Annotated in this window: 13 protein-coding genes, 1 tRNA gene and 1 pseudogene; 7 read left to right on the top strand and 8 right to left on the bottom strand. The window is 65.7% G+C overall.

Going from position 1 to position 18,435, the window contains the following annotated elements:
• Window positions 1-141: 141 nt before the first annotated feature.
• The 3 genes from PE061_RS00630 to PE061_RS00620 all read right to left on the bottom strand — a co-directional run bounded on the left by PE061_RS00630 (window position 142) and on the right by PE061_RS00620 (window position 3,024).
• Window positions 142-972 (bottom strand): EAL domain-containing protein, encoded by an 831-nt coding sequence (locus tag PE061_RS00630; RefSeq protein ID WP_271259096.1) that lies wholly within the window; start codon window positions 970-972, stop codon window positions 142-144.
• A 298-nt stretch (window positions 973-1,270) separates the two neighbouring features.
• A complete protein-coding gene (locus tag PE061_RS00625) occupies window positions 1,271-2,404 on the bottom strand; it encodes a tyrosine-type recombinase/integrase (RefSeq protein WP_271257314.1) in 1,134 nt (377 codons plus the stop codon).
• 188 nt (window positions 2,405-2,592) lie between these two features.
• Window positions 2,593-3,024, bottom strand: a complete 432-nt coding sequence (locus PE061_RS00620) for a DUF488 family protein (RefSeq protein ID WP_271257313.1) — start codon at window positions 3,022-3,024, stop codon at window positions 2,593-2,595.
• A gap of 76 nt (window positions 3,025-3,100) precedes the next feature.
• Between PE061_RS00620 and PE061_RS00615 the strand changes: the two genes are divergently transcribed.
• Window positions 3,101-6,451, top strand: coding sequence for a PAS domain-containing hybrid sensor histidine kinase/response regulator (locus PE061_RS00615; RefSeq protein ID WP_271257312.1), 3,351 nt, complete (start codon window positions 3,101-3,103; stop codon window positions 6,449-6,451).
• Between the two features lie 82 nt (window positions 6,452-6,533).
• Here the strand turns inward: PE061_RS00615 and PE061_RS00610 are convergent, their stop codons facing one another.
• Both PE061_RS00610 and acs read right to left on the bottom strand, forming a co-directional pair.
• Complete coding sequence (locus tag PE061_RS00610; RefSeq protein WP_271257311.1) at window positions 6,534-7,160, bottom strand: response regulator transcription factor; 627 nt, start codon at window positions 7,158-7,160, stop codon at window positions 6,534-6,536.
• 6 nt (window positions 7,161-7,166) lie between these two features.
• The gene (acs, locus tag PE061_RS00605; protein ID WP_271257310.1) at window positions 7,167-9,128 is read right to left on the bottom strand and encodes an acetate--CoA ligase; all 1,962 of its coding nucleotides are present in this window, start codon (window positions 9,126-9,128) and stop codon (window positions 7,167-7,169) included.
• 184 nt (window positions 9,129-9,312) lie between these two features.
• On the opposite strand from acs, the gene PE061_RS00600 reads away from it, so the two are divergent.
• The 4 genes from PE061_RS00600 to PE061_RS00585 all read left to right on the top strand — a co-directional run bounded on the left by PE061_RS00600 (window position 9,313) and on the right by PE061_RS00585 (window position 13,926).
• Window positions 9,313-10,644, top strand: a complete 1,332-nt coding sequence (locus tag PE061_RS00600) for a DcaP family trimeric outer membrane transporter (RefSeq protein WP_271257309.1) — start codon at window positions 9,313-9,315, stop codon at window positions 10,642-10,644.
• Window positions 10,645-10,662: 18 nt separating this feature from the next.
• Window positions 10,663-12,330, top strand: a complete 1,668-nt coding sequence (locus PE061_RS00595) for an MFS transporter (RefSeq protein WP_271257308.1) — start codon at window positions 10,663-10,665, stop codon at window positions 12,328-12,330.
• Window positions 12,331-12,453: 123 nt separating this feature from the next.
• Window positions 12,454-12,529: transfer RNA gene (locus PE061_RS00590), tRNA-Glu, on the top strand.
• 164 nt (window positions 12,530-12,693) lie between these two features.
• Window positions 12,694-13,926 carry a tyrosine-type recombinase/integrase gene (locus tag PE061_RS00585; RefSeq protein WP_271257307.1) on the top strand — a complete coding sequence of 411 codons (1,233 nt, stop codon included), beginning with the start codon at window positions 12,694-12,696 and terminating at the stop codon, window positions 13,924-13,926.
• 225 nt (window positions 13,927-14,151) lie between these two features.
• On the opposite strand, the gene istB is transcribed toward PE061_RS00585, so the two are convergent.
• From istB to PE061_RS00570, 3 genes are all read right to left on the bottom strand, one after another.
• A complete protein-coding gene (gene istB / locus PE061_RS00580) occupies window positions 14,152-14,880 on the bottom strand; it encodes an IS21-like element helper ATPase IstB (RefSeq protein WP_031304487.1) in 729 nt (242 codons plus the stop codon).
• The gene (locus PE061_RS00575) at window positions 14,867-15,019 is read right to left on the bottom strand and encodes a hypothetical protein (protein WP_271256237.1); all 153 of its coding nucleotides are present in this window, start codon (window positions 15,017-15,019) and stop codon (window positions 14,867-14,869) included. The genes istB and PE061_RS00575 overlap by 14 nt, the downstream gene beginning before the upstream one ends.
• 5 nt (window positions 15,020-15,024) lie before the next feature.
• A protein-coding gene (locus PE061_RS00570) for an IS3 family transposase (RefSeq protein WP_420794306.1) occupies window positions 15,025-16,198 on the bottom strand; the annotation gives its coding sequence in 2 pieces (ribosomal slippage) (window positions 15,025-15,916 and window positions 15,915-16,198; 1,176 coding nt in all).
• Between the two features lie 60 nt (window positions 16,199-16,258).
• On the opposite strand from PE061_RS00570, the gene PE061_RS00565 reads away from it, so the two are divergent.
• Entirely contained in the window at window positions 16,259-16,939 is a 681-nt protein-coding gene (locus PE061_RS00565) for a hypothetical protein (RefSeq protein WP_271257306.1), read from the top strand.
• A gap of 39 nt (window positions 16,940-16,978) precedes the next feature.
• Window positions 16,979-18,337: pseudogene (locus PE061_RS00560) on the top strand (IS3 family transposase).
• The last annotated feature ends 98 nt before the right edge of the window (window positions 18,338-18,435 follow it).

Here is an 18,435-nt window from a genome sequence, read left to right as displayed (position 1 = left end):
TCACCAGCAGCATTTGTTATTGTTTTGTGCGACTGCCGTTCGACTTCGCGGGAGAAAGCATAGACGCGGCATCCCCGGAGTCGAACCGGGGATGGAACCATTCCGGCGCCTCGGACCGCTGCCGCAACGATCGCGCGCGCCTCATCCTGCCCGTCCGAGCGACCGCTGCGCCGAATTTGCGGGGAGAAACCCTGTTCCGCCGGATGCGGCCAATGTGGATGCAAATCCGCTCGGCGCGGCGGCTGCGCCGCGGCGCGCGATCCACGGGCGCAGCGTGGACGGGAAATGGATGTAGTGGCCCTGCTGCCAGTCCGCGCCGAGCGCGGCGGCGAGGCGGCTTTCGGCCTCGGTCTCGACGCCTTCGACGATGACTCCGGCGGCAAGCGTGCCGGCGAGCCCGATGAGGTGCGCGAGCGTGCTGCGGTGGCGTGCCGACTGGCTCGCGCGGTGCAGGAAGAAGGCGTCGACCTTCAGATAGTCGGGCGACAGGGCGAGCACGCTCCGCACGGAGCTGAAGCCCATGCCGAAATCGTCGATCGCGATCCGGCAGCCGCGTTCGCGCAGCGCGGACGTGAAGCGCGCGGCGCCGGAAATGGAGGCGAAGGCCGCGGTCTCGGTGATCTCGACGACGAGCCGGCGCGCGGCGGCGGGGTTCGCGCGCAGCCTTGCGAGCGCGTCGTCCCACCACAAATCGAGCACCGCGCTTGCGGCCGAGACATTGACCGCGAGCCGGACGTCCGGATCGGCCTCCAGCTCGTCCAGCACCAGCGACACCATGATCTGGTCGAACGCCCGCACGAGGCCGGTGCGTTCGAGCGCCGCGATGGCGTCGCTCACCGCGGGCGCATCGTCGCCGACGAGGCGCAGCAGGCATTCGTGATAGAGGATGCCGCTCTCGCCGCTCACCGCCTGCCATGCCGGAAACAGGCGCCCCTCCGCCGCAGCCGCGAACACCTGCGCGGCGGTCGCCATGTCGCGGCGATAGCGGGCGGCGTCCGGACATGCGGGCGGAGAGGCGCCGAGGGCGTCGTGAAGCGCGGCAAACCCGGCGGGGCTTATGCCGTCCGCCCCGCCCGGGAATGCCGCCGCCGACCAGGCACTGGACACGGTCAGGAAAATAGGGATGTCCAGATGCCGGATCGGCGAACAGAGTACGCTACGCAACTGCCGGGTGAAGTGTTCGGCGCTGCCCGGAACGACGAACGCGGCGTCGAGCCGGCCGAGCGCGCGGTCGACCACGTGCATCGTCGCCAGCCCGGCGACGGCGGCCTCAAGATGCTGCTGCGACGCCAGCGCGGCGGCTTCGCCGTAGGCTTTCGCGATCGACCGGATATTGTCGATTCTGAGCGCGATGAGGATCGGGGCGCAGTGGAAGACGCTGGCCACGGAAATGTCCGGATGCGCGGCCGCCGCCTCGACCGTCGTGAACCTTGCTGCCGTGTCCGCCATTCGTCCCGCCAAAATCATTTCGCTTCGGTTTGAGACGAAATAACCAATATCGTAACAGATGGCAATAAATTAAACGCGCCGCGGAACGGAGCGTCCAGGGCAGCCTGACCCCGGCGCGAGCCCGAACCGTTCGAGAACCCGCCCCGATTGATACATTTCCGGCGGAATCCCGCGATTCAAGCCGTTCAACGGACTCGATTTTGTTATTGCGCGGTGCGTTTCCGCCGGCAGGCGCCGCCGCCGTCCCGTTCCGCCCTTCGAGCCACATGCGCGCCGCGATCTGCCGCTCCTCCGGCCCGGACGCGCTCGCATAGATCGCCGTCGTCTTCATGTCGGCATGGCCGAGCCATCGCTGCACGAGATTGAGCGGAACGCCCGACTGGATGGCGCGAACGCCGAAACCGTGCCGTAGTCCGCGCGGCGTCGCATAGTCTCCGGTAAGTCCCGCCCCGGTCATCACCTCGCAAACGCGGCGGTATGCAGTCATGCGCGACCATGTCCACAGAGCAGATTCAGCATTCGATTTGCCTTTCTGCCACTTCTTCATGAAAGAGAGGAACTCCTCGGAAAGAGGAACCTCCCTGTAGACGGATTTACCGCGCTTCTTCAGGCATTTTATAATGAGCATTCGGGCCTGGAAATCTATGCTCTCCGTCGTAACAGACAGCGCTTCCGATATTCTGCATCCGGTTTCCGCCATCAACCAACAAAAAGCATAGACATCTTTATTTTTTTGTTTCGCAAATCTAACAAAATCCATAGTTTCAGATTCAGTAAGATATTTACGCCGTCCATTAGTATTGTACATATTCCAGGACATTTTCGCTTTACCGTTACATTGTTTTTTTGAATTTTCTTCTTCTGATACAGAATATTCATCACCGATACTCACCCGTCCAGCCATCTCTGATACCGTTTTGGTTATTTTGTATCGTAAATTTTCACTGTTTTTCATCGACTTACCTCGCGGCCCAGGGGTTTTTCCATCTCGGGTCGTTATTGTCCCGGATGGCGTTTTTGCGGCCATTCGGCCTTGTTCCGGACTCTTTGCCGCCCGATCGGAAACCGTGCAATCGCACAATTGTGACAGAGACGTTTTCCAGGGGGCGGGTACGGTCCGTGTGAGACAGCCCGTGCGGCGCATCAGGCGAAAAGATGCGTCACGTCCGCATCGGGCATGACCGCCTCGATGAGGAGCGTGCGGTGGCAGCACGCCGGGTCGCGCTCGAAGCAGAGCAGGGCGGTCGGCTGCCTCTCGGCGCGTTCGATGAGTTCGGCGGCCTGCACCATCGCGCCGGGTTCCTGCAACTGGCCCGTGTAGATGGCGGCGAGCCGGTCGTGGTCGCCCTTGCGGGCGGCTTCCCGTCCGGCGGGCGGCGTGCCGAGCGCCTTCAGCCCGACATAGTCGATCCCGGCTTCGCGCAGGCTGGCCGCGAGCACGTTCTTCGAAAAGCCCGGCCGCCGCGACAGCGGCACCGCGCGGACATCGGCGACGACAGTGACCCCGGCATCGCGCAGTGCCGCGATGAAGGCCTCCTGCGTCGTTCCTTCGTAGCCGATCGTGAAGATGCGCATGGCGCTTCATAGCATTGCTTGCATTGCCCTGTGAATCCTCTCAAATTCCGGTCAATTCCGGGGAGGTTTGGCCCATATGGACGGGCTTGTCCTGTTCGCGATCGCGGCGGTCTACGTGTCCGCGCTGTTCGCGCTTGCCTACTGGGCGGAGAACCGGCGCGGCCGCTGGCTGAAGCCGCGCTACCGGATTCCGGTCTATACGCTGGCGCTCGCCGTCTACTGCACGAGCTGGACCTTCTACGGCGCGGTCGGCAGCGCAGTGGCGGAGGGCTGGCTGTACCTGCCCATCTACCTCGGGCCGATCCTCGTCTACCTGTTCGGACGGCGCTTCCTCGAACGGCTGGTGGAGACCGTGCAGGACGAGGGCGCCACCTCGATCGCCGACTTCATCGGCTCGCGGTTCGGCAAGAGCCGCACGGTCGCGGCGCTGGTGACGCTGCTCGCGCTGCTCGGCACGATCCCGTACCTGGCGCTGCAGCTCCGCTCGGTCGGCACCAGCTTCGCCGAGTTCACGGGCAGCGGCAATCCCGGCCTCGTCATGGGGCTCACCGCCGCGATGCTGGCGCTGTTCGCGATGCTGTTCGGCACGCGGCGCTACGAGGCGGCGGGCCGCAACGACGGCGTGCTGTTCGCGGTGGGCGTCGAATCGCTGGTGAAGCTGACGGCGCTCGTCGCGGCGGGCGTGTTCGCGGCGGTGGTGTTCATGGGGCTCGACGCGCCGGCGCGCGCGTCCGGCATCGCGGCGCTCGGCGCGAATTTCGCGCCCGCCGGGATCGGCATGGATTTCCTCGTCGTCACGCTGCTGTCGATGGCGGCGATCGTCTGCCTGCCGCGCCAGTTCTACATCGGGGTCATCGAGGCGGCGTCCGTCCAGGATGTCGGCCGCTCGCGCCTGCCGTTCGTGGCCTATCTCGTCGTGACCTCCGTCGTCGTCATTCCGATCGGCCTCGCCGCGACCGCGCTGGTGCCGGCGGGCGCCAGCGCCGACCTGCTGGTGCTCGAAATGCCGCTCGCCGCCGGGGCGGACATGCTCGCCGTCCTCGTCTTCATCGGCGGCTTCTCGGCGGCGACGGGCATGGCCATCGTCGAATCCGTCGCGCTCTCGACGATGGTCTCGAACGATCTCATCGCGCCGCTGCTGCTGCGCAGCCCGCGCTGGGCGAACGAGGCGAACCTCGGGCGCGTGATGCTCGCCATCCGGCGCATCGTCATCATCGCGACGATGGCGGGCGCGCTCGTCTACACGCAGATCATCCCGGCGGGCGAGCGCCTCGCCGCGATCGGGCTGATCGCGTTCGCGGCGATGGCGCAGTTCGCGCCGAGCCTCGTGCTCGCCGTGGGCCGCGCCGGGCGCGATGCGACGGCGGCGAAGGCGGGCCTGTCGACCGGCCTCGCGCTCTGGACCTACACGCTTCTCGTCCCCGCCGTCGTCGGACCCGAAGGGATCGCGCCGCTCGCCGGGACGCTGGCCGATCCGACGGCGCTCCTCGGCATCGACGGGCTCAGCCCGCTCGTCCACGGCACGCTCTGGAGCCTCGGGCTCAACATCGCGGTCCACGCGCTGGTGGCGGCACGGCGCATCCGCTCGGCGCGCGTCTCGTTCGATTTCGGGGACGGCGACGGCGTCGCGCATGTCTCCGACCTCGCGGGCCTCGCCCGCCTCGTCGAGCGCTTCGTCGGTGCGGAGCGGACGGCGGCCGCGTTCGGCGAGGCGCCGGCGGCGGGCGTTCCGGTCGGCCGCGCTGCCGCGCAGACGGCGGAGCGGATGATCGCGGGTGTCGTCGGCGCACCCTCGGCGCGCGCGCTGGTCGCCTCGGCGCTCTCGGGCGCGACGTTCACGGCGAGCGACGTCGCGCTGATGCTCGATGAAAGCAGCGGCAGCCTGCAATTCTCGAAGGACCTGCTCGCGGCGACGCTCGAGCACATCGACCCCGGCGTCAGCGTGGTCGACAGCGACCTCGATCTCGTGGCGTGGAACAGCCGCTATCTCGACCTGTTCGACTATCCGCCCGGCATGGTGCGCGTCGGCGCACCGGTCGCCGATCTCATCCGCCACAACGCGCTGCGCGGCGAATGCGGCCCCGGCGAGGTGGACGACCACGTCCGCCGCCGCCTCGATCACATGCGGCGCGGCAGCCGCCACAGCTTCGAGCGCGTGCGCCCCGACGGGCGCGTCATCAAGACCGTCGGCGGCCCGATGCCGCGCGGCGGCTACGTGATGTGCTTCACCGACATCACCGCGGAGGCGGAGGCGCGCAGGGCGCTCGAACAGTCGCGCGCCGAGCTCGAAACCCGCGTCGTGCAGCGCACCGCCGAGCTTTCCGAGGCGAACGTCGCGCTTGCGCGCGCGACCCGCGAGAAGACGCGCTTCCTCGCCGCCGCAAGCCACGACCTGCTCCAGCCGCTGCACGCGGCCCGCCTGTTCGCCGCCGCGCTCGGCCGCGAGGTGAGCGGTGGCGGTCATGCGCTCGTCGAACGCATCGACCAGTCGATCGACGCGGCCGAGCAATTGCTGCGGACGCTGCTCGACATCTCGAAGCTCGACGCGGGCGGCTTCGAGCCGACGATCACGGTGTTCCTGCTGAAGGCGGTGCTGCGCGAGGTCGCGGAGACGGTCCAGCCGATGGCGGCGGAGAAGGGACTGACGCTGCGCGTGGGCGGCATCGACGCGGCGCTGGAGACGGACCGCACGCTGCTCCGCTCGATCGTGCAGAACCTCCTGTCGAACGCAGTGCGCTATACGGCGCGGGGCGGCATCGTCGTCGGCGCGCGGCGGCGGGGCGGGCGCATCCGCATCGACGTCGTCGACACCGGGCCGGGCATCCCGGAGGATAAGCGGGACACGATCTTCCGCGAATTCGAACGTCTCGGCACCGGCGGCGAGGCAGGCGTCGGCCTCGGGCTCGCCATCGTCGAGCGCGCCTGCCGCCGTCTCGGCGCGGTGGTCGAACTCGCATCGGTGGAGGGCAGGGGCAGCCGTTTCAGCGTGACCTTCGATGCGGCTGAAACGGCGTTGCCTGAGCGGCCGGGTGACGCGCCGGTCGACGTGGCGCACGCTGCGCCGCTGCGCCTGCTCGTCGTAGATGACGACCGCGCCGTCTGCGAGGCGATGACCGTGCTCGGCACCAGCCGCGGGCATCAGGTGACGACGGCGGACGACCCGGAAACGGCGCTGGCCCATGACGGCCCGTTCGATGTCGCGCTCGTCGATTTCCAGCTCGGCGGCGCGATGGACGGAATCGCGCTGATCGACCGCCTGTGCGCGCGTCATCCCGGCCTGCGCGCCGCGCTCGTCACGGCGGATCGCAGCCCCGAAACGCCGCGCCGCGCGGCCGCACTCGGCATTCCCGTCCTTGCGAAGCCGCTCGCGGCGGCGGCGCTCGATGCGTGGCTCGCGGGGGCGGCGGAGGAACCGCAAGCAGCCTGAATCCGGACGGGTTGTGACCGGACGGGATCGGTTAGCCCCTCCCCTGAAGGGGAGGGGTGATCCCATGAGATCACAACCCGTTCTAGTGCTTGATACCGATGCCGAGCGCGCGTGCCGCGAGCGCCGCCTGCGTGCGGTTGCCGACGTCGAGCTTGCGCAGGATCGCCGTCATGTGCGCCTTCACGGTCGCTTCGGTGATGCCGAGGTCGAAGGCGATCTGCTTGTTCAGCCGTCCGTCGAGCACGCCGAGGAGGACGCGAAGCTGGGTGGGCGTCAGCGCCGCGACGCGGGCCGCGACATCGTCGAGTTCGCCGCTTGCCGGGGTCTCGATCGTCTCGCCCGCGAGCGCACGGGCGATGGCCTTTTCGATCGCGGCGAGATCGCTTTCCTTGCTGACGAAGCCCACCGCGCCGAAGCGGCGCGCCTCCGCCGCCGCAGACGACGCCTCCGCGCTCGACACCACGAGGATCGGCACGCCCGGCCGCTCGGCGTGGAGCAGCGCGACGCCCGAATAGCCTGTGGCGCCCGGCATGTTGAGATCGAGCAGGATGAGCGCGATGTCCGCGTTCGTTTCCGCCGCGTGCGCGGCGGTGTCGAGCGTTCCCGCCTCGATGATGCGGGCGTCGGGGCGGACGCTGGAGGCGGCGAGCGAGAGCGCCTGTCGGAACAGCGGGTGGTCGTCCGCGATCAGGATGCTCTCGCCTGCCATGCGGCCTCAACTCTGGCGATTGGCGACGAGGTTCGCAACCACGGAAGGATCGGCAAGCGTCGAGGTGTCGCCGAGGTTGGAGACGTCGCCTTCCGCGATCTTGCGGAGGATGCGCCGCATGATCTTGCCCGATCGCGTCTTGGGGAGGCCGGGGGCGAACTGGACGGCGTCCGGGGTCGCGATGGGGCCGATCTCGCGGCGCACCCACTGCACGAGGTCGCGGCGCAGCGCGTCGTCGCCCTCCTCGTTGGCGTTCAGCGTCACATAGGCGTAGATGCCCTGGCCCTTCACCGCGTGCGGCATCCCGACGACGGCGGCCTCGGCGACCTTCGCGTGCGCGACGAGCGCGCTTTCGATCTCGGCGGTGCCCATGCGGTGGCCGGAGACGTTGATCACGTCGTCGACGCGGCCGGTGATCCAGTAATAGCCGTCAGCATCGCGGCGGCAGCCGTCGCCGGTGAAATACTTGCCGGGATATGTCGTGAAATAGGTCTGGAAGAAGCGCTCGTGGTCGCCCCAGATCGTGCGCGCCTGCCCCGGCCAGCTATCGGTGATGACGAGATTGCCCTCGGCGGCACCCTCCAGCACCTTGCCCTCGGCGTCGACGAGTTCGGGCTTCACGCCGAACATCGGCTTCGTCGCGCTGCCGGGCTTCAGGTCGGTGGCGCCGGGCATGGGGGAGATCATCGCCGCGCCGGTTTCCGTCTGCCACCACGTGTCGACGATCGGGCAGCGTCCCTCGCCGACGACGCGGTGATACCATTCCCACGCCTCCGGGTTGATCGGCTCGCCGACCGTGCCGAGCAGGCGGAGCGACGTGCGGCGCGTCCGCGTCACCCAGTCGTCGCCCTCGCGCATCAGTGCGCGCAGCGCGGTCGGCGCGGCGTAGAAGATCTCGACCTGATATTTGTCGATGATGGTCCAGAAGCGGCTGAAGTCCGGGTAGTTCGGGATGCCCTCGTACATCAGCGTCGTCGCGCCGTTCGCGAGCGCGCCGTAGACGACATAGGTGTGGCCCGTCACCCAGCCCACGTCCGCCGCGCACCAGAAGACCTCGCCGGGGCGGTAATCGAACACGTACCGGTGCGTCATCGACGCCCACACGAGATAGCCGCCGGTCGTGTGCAGCACGCCCTTGGGTTTTCCGGTGGAGCCGGAGGTGTAGAGGATGAACAGCGGGTCCTCCGCGTTCATCGGCTCGGCCGCGCAGTCCGGCGCGGCGGCGGCGACCGCGTCGTGATACCAGACGTCGCGGCCGTCGGTCATGGCGATGTCGGCGCCGGTGCGGCGCACGACGATGACCTTCGAGACGCTCGTGCAGTGCGTCAGCGCCTCGTCGACGTTGGCCTTCAGCGGCACGCGCTTGCCGCCGCGCAGGCCTTCGTCGGCGGTGATGACGAGCTGGGAATCGCAGTCGGTGATGCGTCCGGCGAGACTGTCCGGCGAGAAGCCGCCGAACACCACGGAATGGATCGCGCCGATGCGCGCGCAGGCGAGCATGGAGACGGCGGCCTCCGGGATCATCGGCAGGTAGATCGTCACGCGGTCGCCCTTGCGGATGCCGCTTGCCTTCAGCGCGTTCGCAAGGCGGCAGACCTCCGCGTGGAGTTCGCGGTAGCTGATGATGCGGCTGTCGCCGGGCTCGTCGCCTTCCCAGATGATCGCGGTCGCGTCGGGGCGCTCGGCGACGTGGCGGTCGAGGCAGTTCGCCGAGACGTTGAGCGCGCCGTCCTCGAACCAGCGGATGCCGAAGTCGGCTTCGTTGAACGACGTGTTCTTCACCGTCGTGAACGGCGTCATCCAGTCGAGCCGCTGCGCCTCGCGCGTCCAGAAGGCGTCGGGATCGCGCGCCGCCTCCGCATAGAAGGCGGCGTAGGTTTCGGGATTGATCATGGCGCGTGCGCGCCACGCGGCGGGAACCGGATAGGTCGCGGCGGCGCTACCTGCGGATACGGCGAGACTGGCCATGATGATCCTCCCATTTCTGTTTGGGGAGACTCATAGAACGCCGGGCGGCGTCCCTGCACCCTCGACCAAGGTCGTAGACGCATTCGACCATGGTCGGGGTGTTCGCGCTCCCTGCCCGACGCGATGCTGATCAGCGTCGGCACAGTCCCGTCGCGGGGATCGGCCGGATTTTGGGAGGATTGCCATGACCGCGCGTTCGCGCTCCGGCCTTTGCGTCGGGGTCGCCCTGATCGCCATTGCCGTCGGGCCGGCGCGCGCCGAAGGCCGCATCGAAGCGCGCATGAGCGCGATCGAGAGCCGCATGGCCGCGCTTGCCGGGGAGCTTGAAGCGTCCCGCGCTGAAAACGCCGCGCTGCGCGCCCGGCTTGCCGAAAGCCGCGCCGCGGTGGCTCCGCCCGCGGATGGTTTCAAGGTCGGCGGCACCGCCGTGAAGATCGGCGGCTTCCTGAAGACCGTCGCCACGTTCAGCCGCTGGGACGACGGCGATGTCGCCGGGACTTCGCCCGGCCGCGACTTCTATCTGCCGCAGGCGATCCCCGCGGGCGGCACGCGCGAGTCGACCGACAGCGATTTTTCCGCGAAGCAGACGCGCCTGTGGCTGAACCTCTCGACCGACGTGTCGGGCCACACGCTGAAGGGCTATCTCGAAACCGATTTCCAGACCTCGCCCGGCACGCAGGGCTCGGAGCGCACCACCAACGGCTACAACCTCGCGCTGCGCCGCGCGTGGGTGCAGTTTGACAACCTGCTTGTCGGGCAGGACTGGTCGACGTTCCAGTATGTCGGTGCGCTTCCCGAAACCACGGATTTCGTCGGCCCCACCGAGGGGACGGTGTTCGTCCGCCAGCCGCTCGTGCGCTACACGGCGAAGCTGGGGCCGGGCCTCGCGCTCAGCGTCGCCGCCGAAAACGCGGAATCGGCCACGATCACGCCGGCCTCGCCGGCGCTCGCCGAGAACGACGACGATCGCCTTCCCGATCTTGCCGCGCGCCTCGCCTATACGGCCCCCTTCGGCGAACTCTCGCTCGCGGGACTGTTCCGCAAACTCTCCGTCGATGACGGCAGTGCTTCCGAAACGGCGACGGGCTGGGGCGTGAGCGGCGCGGGAAAGATCGTGTTCGGGCCGGACAAGCGGCACGACCTGCGCTTTATGGCGACCTACGGCGAGGGCATCGGCCGGTATGTCGGCCTCAACTTCGCGCCGGATGCGGTTTACGACGGCCTTGCGGGCACGCTCGATACGGTCCGAACCTTCGCGGCGCTCGCGGCGCTCAAGATCGGCTGGACGCCATCGCTGCGCTCGACGGTGATGGCCGGCTACCAGAACGCCGCCTACCCGTCGACGGCGCCGCTCACGGCGAGCGACAAGGCATGGAGCGTGGCGGGCAACCTGTTCTGGTCGCCGGTCAGGAGTCTCGATCTCGGCGTGGAATACCGGCACGGTGAACGAAAGTTGCTGAACGGGCTTGCCGGGCAGCTCGATCGTCTGGAATTTGCAGCGAAATACAATTTCTGAGGGAGAGGGAACAGGGACATGGCGACGACATATGAAAACGTGCCCAAGCACCACAAGGCGACGCAGAGCGAAAAGCTCGTCATCGCCGCGTCGTCGCTGGGCACCGTGTTCGAATGGTATGATTTCTATCTCTACGGCCTTCTGGCGCTCTATATCTCGTCCCACTTCTTCTCGGGCGTGAACGAGACGACGGGGTTCATCCTCGCGCTCGCGGCCTTTGCGGCCGGTTTCGCGGTCAGGCCCTTCGGCGCCATTTTCTTCGGGCGCATCGGCGACATCGTCGGACGCAAGAACACCTTCCTCGTGACGATGGGCATCATGGGCCTGTCGACCTTCGCGGTCGGCCTGCTGCCGTCCTATACCAGCATCGGTGTCGCCGCGCCGTTCATCCTCGTGGCGCTGCGCCTGCTCCAGGGCCTCGCGCTCGGCGGCGAGTACGGCGGTGCGGCCACATACGTTGCCGAGCACGCGCCCAACCACAAGCGCGGCCTCTACACGAGCTGGATCCAGACCACGGCGACGCTCGGGCTGTTCGCGGCGCTGCTCGTCGTCATCGGCATCCGCACCGTGATGGGCGAGGAAGCCTTCGCCGACTGGGGCTGGCGCATCCCGTTCCTCGTCTCGATCATCCTGCTCGCGATTTCGATGTGGATTCGCCTGCAGCTCTCCGAAAGCCCGGTCTTCCAGAAGATGAAGGAAGAGGGCACCACGTCGAAGGCGCCGCTCACCGAGGCGTTCGGCAAGTGGGGCAACCTCAGGTGGGTACTGGTCGCGCTGATGGGTGCGGTTGCAGGTCAGGCGGTGGTCTGGTACACGGGCCAGTTCTACGCGCTGTTCTTCCTTGAAAAGACGCTGAAGGTGGACGGCGCGACCGCCAACATCCTCATCGCCATCGCGCTCGTGCTCGGCACGCCGTTCTTCATCTTTTTCGGCTGGCTCTCCGACAGGATCGGCCGCAAGCCGATCATCCTCACCGGCTGTCTGATCGCGGCGCTTACCTACTTCCCGCTGTTCGGCGCGCTCACCAAGGCAGCGAACCCGGCGCTCGCCGCAGCGCAGGCGGCAGCGCCGATCAGCGTGACGGCGAACGGGGCGGAGTGCTCGTTCCAGTTCGACCCGATCGGCAAGAACAGGTTCGACGCCACGAGCTGCGACATCGCCAAGGCGTATCTCGCCAAGGCCGGCCTCAACTACGAGAATGTCGAGGCGTCTGCGGGCACCGTCGCCGAGATCCGCATCGGCGGCACCGCGATCGCCGCTCCCAATCCCGCCGTGGTGACGGGCACCGAGCGCGCGGCGGCGATCGCCGCCTTCCAGGATCAGGTGAAGGCCGCGCTCGGCGATGCCGGCTATCCTGCCGCCGCGGACCCGGCTGAGATCGACAAGCCGATGGTTGTGGCGATCCTGTTCTTCCTCGTGCTGCTGGTGACGGCGGTCTACGGCCCGATCGCGGCACTGCTCGTCGAGCTGTTCCCGAGCCGTATCCGCTACACCTCAATGTCGCTGCCGTATCACATCGGCAACGGCTGGTTCGGCGGCTTCCTGCCGACCACGGCCTTCGCGATGGTCGCGGCGACGGGCGACATCTACTACGGCCTCTGGTATCCGGTGGTGGTGGCGGTGATCACGCTCGTGATCGGCCTCCTGTTCCTGCCCGAAACCTTCCGCCGCGACATCGACCAGTAGGCACGGCTCCCTCTCCTGAAACCGGGCGGCGACGGCAGCATCGCTGCCCTTTTTCTTGCCCGCTTGACTTGGACTGGCCCCGCGCTTAAGTCACGCGCCTTCGCAAGCGGCTCTGCCGCCCGTGGCCCCTTCGTCTAGCGGTCCAGGACGTCGCCCTCTCACGGCGAAAACACGGGTTCGAGTCCCGTAGGGGTCACCAAAATCCGCTCCCAGCGGATGTCATAAAGTGCCATAACTGGCTGTTTTATGCGGATTCTCTGTGGTACAAGCATCCCATACGGAGCGGCTTGATACCATCACATGCCAGCAATTTTATGGTAGATTTGATGGTAGCGCGCCGATCCCCGGATTGGAGATACCATCATGGCGCTTTCCGTTGTGGCAATCAAAGCGGCCAAGGGCCGTTCTAAGCCCTACAAACTCGCCGACGGCGATGGGCTTTATCTTCTCGTTTCTCCCAATGGCGCGCGCTACTGGCGCATGAACTATCGCCACCTGAGCAAGCAGAAGACGTTGGCGTTCGGCGTGTGGCCCGACACCGGCCTTGCCGAAGCCCGCGAGCAGCGCGACGCCACGCGCAAGGTGTTGGCGCGGGGCGGTGATCCCGCCGAGCAGATCAAGCTTGAGCGGATCGCCGCGACGGTCGCAGCTTCCAACAGCTTCAAGGCTGTGGCCGACGAATGGCTAATCAAGGTTGAGCGCGAAGGCCGTTCAGCCGTCACCATGAAGAAACTGCGTTGGCTTCTGGATTTCATCAACACGTCAATCGGCAAGCGCCCCATTGCCGCTATCTCCGCTCAGGAGTTGTTGGTGATGCTCCGCAAGATGGAGAGCAAGGGCCGCTACGAGACGGCCAAACGGCTGCGCAGCACCTGTTCGCAGATATTCCGCTACGCCATCGCCACGGCGCGAGCGGAGCGCGACGTTGCCGCTGATCTGCGCGGCGCGCTGATCGCGCCTAAGCCGGTCCACCGCGCCGCGATCACCAGCCCCGCAGGGGCGGGCGGGTTACTCCGCGCTATCGAGGCGTTCGAGGGGCTTCCAAACACTAAGGCGGCGCTTCAACTGCTGCCGCATGTGTTCGTGCGTCCCGGCGAGCTTCGCTATGCCGAATGGAGCGACTTCGATTTCGACAAGGCGTTGTGGACCGTCCCAGCGCACAAGACCAAGATGCGGCGTCCGCACGTCATCCCGCTCTCCGCCCAGGCGCTCGCCATCCTCGAAACCATCGAGCATGACGCCGATTATAGCCGCTTCCTGTTCCCATCGCTGCGCTCGGTCGATCGGCCAATGTCGGAGAACACTATCAACGCGGCGCTGCGTCGCATGGGCTTCGCACAGGATGAAATGACGGGCCATGGTTTCCGCGCGATGGCCGCGACTTTGCTGAACGAGATGGGCCTATGGCATCCCGACGCAATCGAGCGGCAGCTTGCCCATTGCGACAACAACGCCGTGCGCCGCGCCTACACGCGCGGCGAATATTGGGACGAGCGCGTCAGGATGATGCAGCACTGGTCCGACCATCTCGATTTTCTCCGAGACGGTGCGAAGGTGCTCAAGGGCAAGTTCGACAAGGCGAAGACCGGCGCTTAGCCCGGCCTTCCCATTATCGCGCGTCGTCCGGCCGGTAGCTCCTCGGATGTCAAACGGCGTTCAAAAGGGACCCCCGATCGGCGTCGAAGAGGGACCCCCTTTTCGGATAATATGATGCTGGTTTGTTGAAGATGGCCTTGCGCTGCGTGCGGCGGAGGGCGGGCGTAGCCCGACCGGAGGCGCGCGCAGCGCAAGATAGATTTTTGAAGGCGCCGAAGGTGGCTGTCAGCTGCGGTTTTTGAAGCGCCAGCTGTCGTTGCCCGTCTCGACGATATCGCAGTGGTGGGTGACGCGGTCGAGCAGCGCCGTGGTCATCTTGGGATCGCCGAACACGGTCGGCCATTCGCCGAAGGCGAGGTTCGTGGTGATGATGACGCTGGTCCGCTCATAAAGCTTGCTGATGAGGTGGAACAGCAACTGCCCTCCCGAGCGGGCGAACGGCAGATAACCGAGCTCGTCGAGCACGATCAGGTCGAGCCGCGACAGCTGCGCCGCCAGGGTCCCGCCTTTGCCGATCCGGGTCTCCTCTTCGAGGCGTGTCACCAGATCGACGGTGTTGAAGTAGCGGGCGCGAGCGCCCCTTCGCACGACATTGGCGGTGATCGCGATGGCGAGGTGGGTCTTGCCTGTCCCCGTGCCGCCGACCAGCACGATATTGCGGCGAGGCGGGAGGAAGGAGCCATCGTGAAGGGAGCGGATCATCTCCTCATTGATCGGTGTGCCCTCGAAGCTGAACCGCTCCAGGTCCTTCACCACGGGCAGCCTCGCAGCCGTCATCCGATAGCGGATGGAGGCTGCATCCCGGTGGGTCGCCTCAGCACGGAGCAGGTCGGTCAGTATCTCCATGGTGGTGCGCTTGCGCTGGAGGCCGGTGGTGACCGCCTCGTCGAACGCCGCCGCCATGCCCTTGAGTCCGAGGCCGCGCATCGTGTCGATCATATCATGCCGCTGCATCATAGCCTCGCAGCAGATCATAGCGGGCACAGTCGGCGAGCGGAGGATGCTGCAGCATCCGGTCTTCCGAAGTGACGATGCTGTGGGGTGTCGCCGGCTCGCGGCGCCGGGAGTGATCTTCCTCCGGTTGTGCGGACACTAGGGTTAGCCCGTCATGCGTTGCTCGGCCTGTTCGGGGGTGAGATACCCGAGCGCCGAGTGCATGCGATGCCGATTATAATAGCCTTCGATATATCCGAACAGAGCCTGCCGGGCTTCGACGTGCGTTGCCCAGCGGCATTGATGGACCAGTTCGACCTTCAGCGTATGAAAGAAGCTCTCCATCGGCGCGTTGTCGTAACAGTTTCCGGTGCGGCTCATCGACGCGGTCGCGCCGATCGCGGTGAGTTGATCGACATAAGCCCCGGCGGCATATTGCGATCCGCGATCGGAGTGATGCACGAGTCCGCGTGCTGGTCGCTGCCGTTGGGCGGCCATCATCAACGCAGCGAGCGTCAGTTCGGTGCGCATGTGATCCCGCATCGCCCAGCCCACGATCTTGCGCGTCGCCAGATCGAGCACGGCCGCCAGATACAGCCAGCCTTCGCCGGTCGGGATATAGCTGATATCGGCCAGCCACACGCGGTTCGGCGCCGTTGCTTCGAAGCGCTGCGCTAGCAGGTTCGGCGCGATCGGCAGGTAATGGCGGCTGTCGGTCGTCGAGGGCCGAAAGCGGCGACCGGCAAGCGCACGAATGCCGTGACGGCGCATCAGCCGCTCGACACGACCGCGGCTGCAGCCGCGCCCTTCCGCGCGCAGCGCGGCATGCATCCGGGGACTGCCGTATCGCCCGGAATGCCGCGCCTGGATCCGGCGGATATCGGCGAGCAACACGGCGTTCTCCGTCATGCGCATACTCGGCGGTCGATCGCGCCAATCGTAATAGCCGCTGCGCGACACACCGAGCATGCGGCACATGACGCTGACCGGCCAGGGGCCAGCATGGGCGCGGATGAACTGGAACTTCACCGTGGCATCTCCGCGCAAATGCCGACCGCTTTTTTAGAATGTCGCGCTCCATGCGCGTGCGATCGAGCTCGCGGCGTAGCCTGGCAATCTCCGACGCCTGATCCGCCGGCGACGCCATCGACGATGATAGCGGCTTCGCCGCAGGCACTGTCCCCTTGATCTCCAGTGCCCGTTGCCAGCGCCTCAACATCGTCGGCATGATACCCAACTCACGCGCAACGTCGGCCTGCATCCGACCGCTCGTCTCCCATAGCGTCACCGCCTCGCGCTTGAACTCGTCCGTGAAATATCGCTTCCCAACCTTTGCCATCTTACACCTCCTGGCTCCAATGAGCCCTTCATCGGTGTCCGCGCAACCGGGGGAAGATCAATGTCAGTTTTGTGCCAGATACTCGCTCTCCATCATGTCGCTACGTTTGTCATCTGCCTTGCGGATGAGAAAGACGTCCGGCCACAGCACGTTGGCAACTCCGGCAAGTTTTTGATATTTATATATAATGTGTGGATATGGGCTTTTCTTTTCAACGGAACTGTGCTATCATTTTCTATGAAGGAATATGCCGTGAACCGCTATTTTGAGCCCGCCTTTGGACATGCCGATGTCCCGCTGGCACCGCGCACGCGCGTGTCTGAATGGCTCTGGCGTCCCTGGTATGCCAAACTCTGGTGGGTGGCGATCCCCGTTTGGTGGATGGGAATGGCGGCTTCCGTGAAGGTGGCGCCGCTGGCTTCCTTCTACGACAGCGCATTTGCTGGCTATCTCAATATCCTGTTCTTCCCGCCGACGGCGCTTGTCGTGCTCGCCGTCGGATACGTACGCGCCTGGCTCGATGCTCGGCCTGCCGGAGACGGCTCTCTGTCTTGGGATGAGATCAAGGAACTTGAGCGCATCAGAATTGAAGAAGAATACTGGGAGCGTGGACCGGGCGGTGTCGACCCATCCTTCGATATCTATGATCCAAGGTCGGGCGCATTGTATGTCGGCAATCCGTTCGGTCCTAACAGTGTCCGCCGTCAGCACCAATGGCACAGATTTGAGGTTGTGAAGTAAGGAGGATTTGGGCTTCGTCGTAGTGACGAAGGAACGAAGATGAAGCCCAAATCCTCCTTGAAAAAATCGGCCAAGCCCCTGCGGAACGGGTGGTGAAGGATATCCGGCGCGCGACACGCCGGCACTTCTCAGCAGAGGACAAGATCCGGATCGTACTGGAAGGGCTGCGCGGCGAGGACAGCATCGCCGAGCTGTGCCGCAAGGAAGGCATAGCGCAGAGCCTGTACTATACCTGGTCGAAGGAGTTCATGGAAGCGGGCAAGCGGCGCTTGGCGGGCGACACCGCCCGTGCCGCGACCACCGGCGAGGTGCATGACCTGCGCCGCGAAGCCCGTGCGCTGAAGGAATGCGTCGCCGATCTGACGCTGGAGAACCGTCTGCTCAAAAAAGCATGATCGCGGATGGGGAAGGCGGCGAATGAGGTATCCCGCATCCGAGAAGCTGGAGATCCTCAGGATCGTCGAGCAATCGCACCTGCCGGCTAAACGCACGCTGGACCAGCTCGGTATCCCGCGCAGAACCTTCTACCGCTGGTACGACCGTTACCTCGAGGGCGGCCCGGAGGCACTGGAGGATCGGCCATCGGCTCCAAGCCGAGTGTGGAACCGCATCGGCGATGATATCCAGCAGCAAATCATCGACATGGCGTTGGATACAACCGATCTGTCACCCCGCGAGCTCGCGGTGCGCTTCACCGACGAGAAGCGCTACTTCGTGTCGGAAGCCACGGTCTACCGTCTGTTGAAGGCCCATGACCTGATCACCAGCCCGGCCTTCATCGTGATCAAGGCGGCCGATGCGTTCCACACGAAGACGACACGGCCGAACGAGATGTGGCAGACCGACTTCACCTACTTCAAGATCATCGGGTGGGGCTGGGTGTATCTGTCGACCGTGCTCGACGACTTCTCCCGTTACGTCATCGCTTGGAAGCTGTGCACCACCATGCGTGCCGAGGACGTCACCGACACGCTGGAGCTGGCGCTCGAAGCCTCGGGTTGTTCTTCGGCCAGGGTCGTGCAAAAACCGAAGCTGCTCAGCGATAATGGTCCCAGTTATATCGCTGAAGAGCTGGCCGAATGGATCGGCGCCAACGGCATGAGCCATGTCCGCGGTGCCCCGATGCATCCTCAGACCCAGGGCAAGATCGAACGCTGGCACCAGACCCTCAAGAACCGCATCCTGTTGGAAAATTACTTCCTGCCCGGCGATCTGGAGGCCCAGATCGAGGCCTTCATCGACCACTATAATCACCGCCGATACCATGAAAGCCTCGGCAACGTGACGCCAGCCGACGCCTACTTCGGCAGGGCACCTGCCATCATCAAACAGCGCGAAAGGATCAAACGACAGACCATCGAACATCGGCGCTTGCTGCACCGCAAGCTCGCCGCCTAATATCAGCCCCCAGACGAGGCCCGCGCTCCGCTAATTTACGCCGCGAGTTGCGCCAAATGTTCTGACGACGGACATTGCGTTGAAAACCGGAGGCTTCA

This window comes from Sphingosinicella microcystinivorans (genome assembly GCF_027941835.1).
Classification (GTDB): Bacteria; Pseudomonadota; Alphaproteobacteria; order Sphingomonadales; family Sphingomonadaceae; genus Sphingosinicella.
This window is presented reverse-complemented; position numbering and strand designations above follow the sequence as displayed.

What these genes read in the sequence shown, in the direction of transcription:
- PE061_RS00595 (WP_271257308.1), top strand. Translation starts at nt 10,663, where the DNA reads ATGGCGACGACATATGAAAACGTGCCCAAGCACCACAAGGCGACGCAG.
- PE061_RS00585 (WP_271257307.1), top strand. Translation starts at nt 12,694, where the DNA reads ATGGCGCTTTCCGTTGTGGCAATCAAAGCGGCCAAGGGCCGTTCTAAG.
- PE061_RS00630 (WP_271259096.1), bottom strand. Translation starts at nt 972, where the DNA reads ATGGCGACCGCCGCGCAGGTGTTCGCGGCTGCGGCGGAGGGGCGCCTG.
- PE061_RS00610 (WP_271257311.1), bottom strand. Translation starts at nt 7,160, where the DNA reads ATGGCAGGCGAGAGCATCCTGATCGCGGACGACCACCCGCTGTTCCGA.
- PE061_RS00625 (WP_271257314.1), bottom strand. Translation starts at nt 2,404, where the DNA reads ATGAAAAACAGTGAAAATTTACGATACAAAATAACCAAAACGGTATCA.
- PE061_RS00600 (WP_271257309.1), top strand. Translation starts at nt 9,313, where the DNA reads ATGACCGCGCGTTCGCGCTCCGGCCTTTGCGTCGGGGTCGCCCTGATC.
- PE061_RS00620 (WP_271257313.1), bottom strand. Translation starts at nt 3,024, where the DNA reads ATGCGCATCTTCACGATCGGCTACGAAGGAACGACGCAGGAGGCCTTC.
- istB (WP_031304487.1), bottom strand. Translation starts at nt 14,880, where the DNA reads ATGCAGCGGCATGATATGATCGACACGATGCGCGGCCTCGGACTCAAG.
- PE061_RS00615 (WP_271257312.1), top strand. Translation starts at nt 3,101, where the DNA reads ATGGACGGGCTTGTCCTGTTCGCGATCGCGGCGGTCTACGTGTCCGCG.
- PE061_RS00565 (WP_271257306.1), top strand. Translation starts at nt 16,259, where the DNA reads ATGTCAGTTTTGTGCCAGATACTCGCTCTCCATCATGTCGCTACGTTT.
- acs (WP_271257310.1), bottom strand. Translation starts at nt 9,128, where the DNA reads ATGGCCAGTCTCGCCGTATCCGCAGGTAGCGCCGCCGCGACCTATCCG.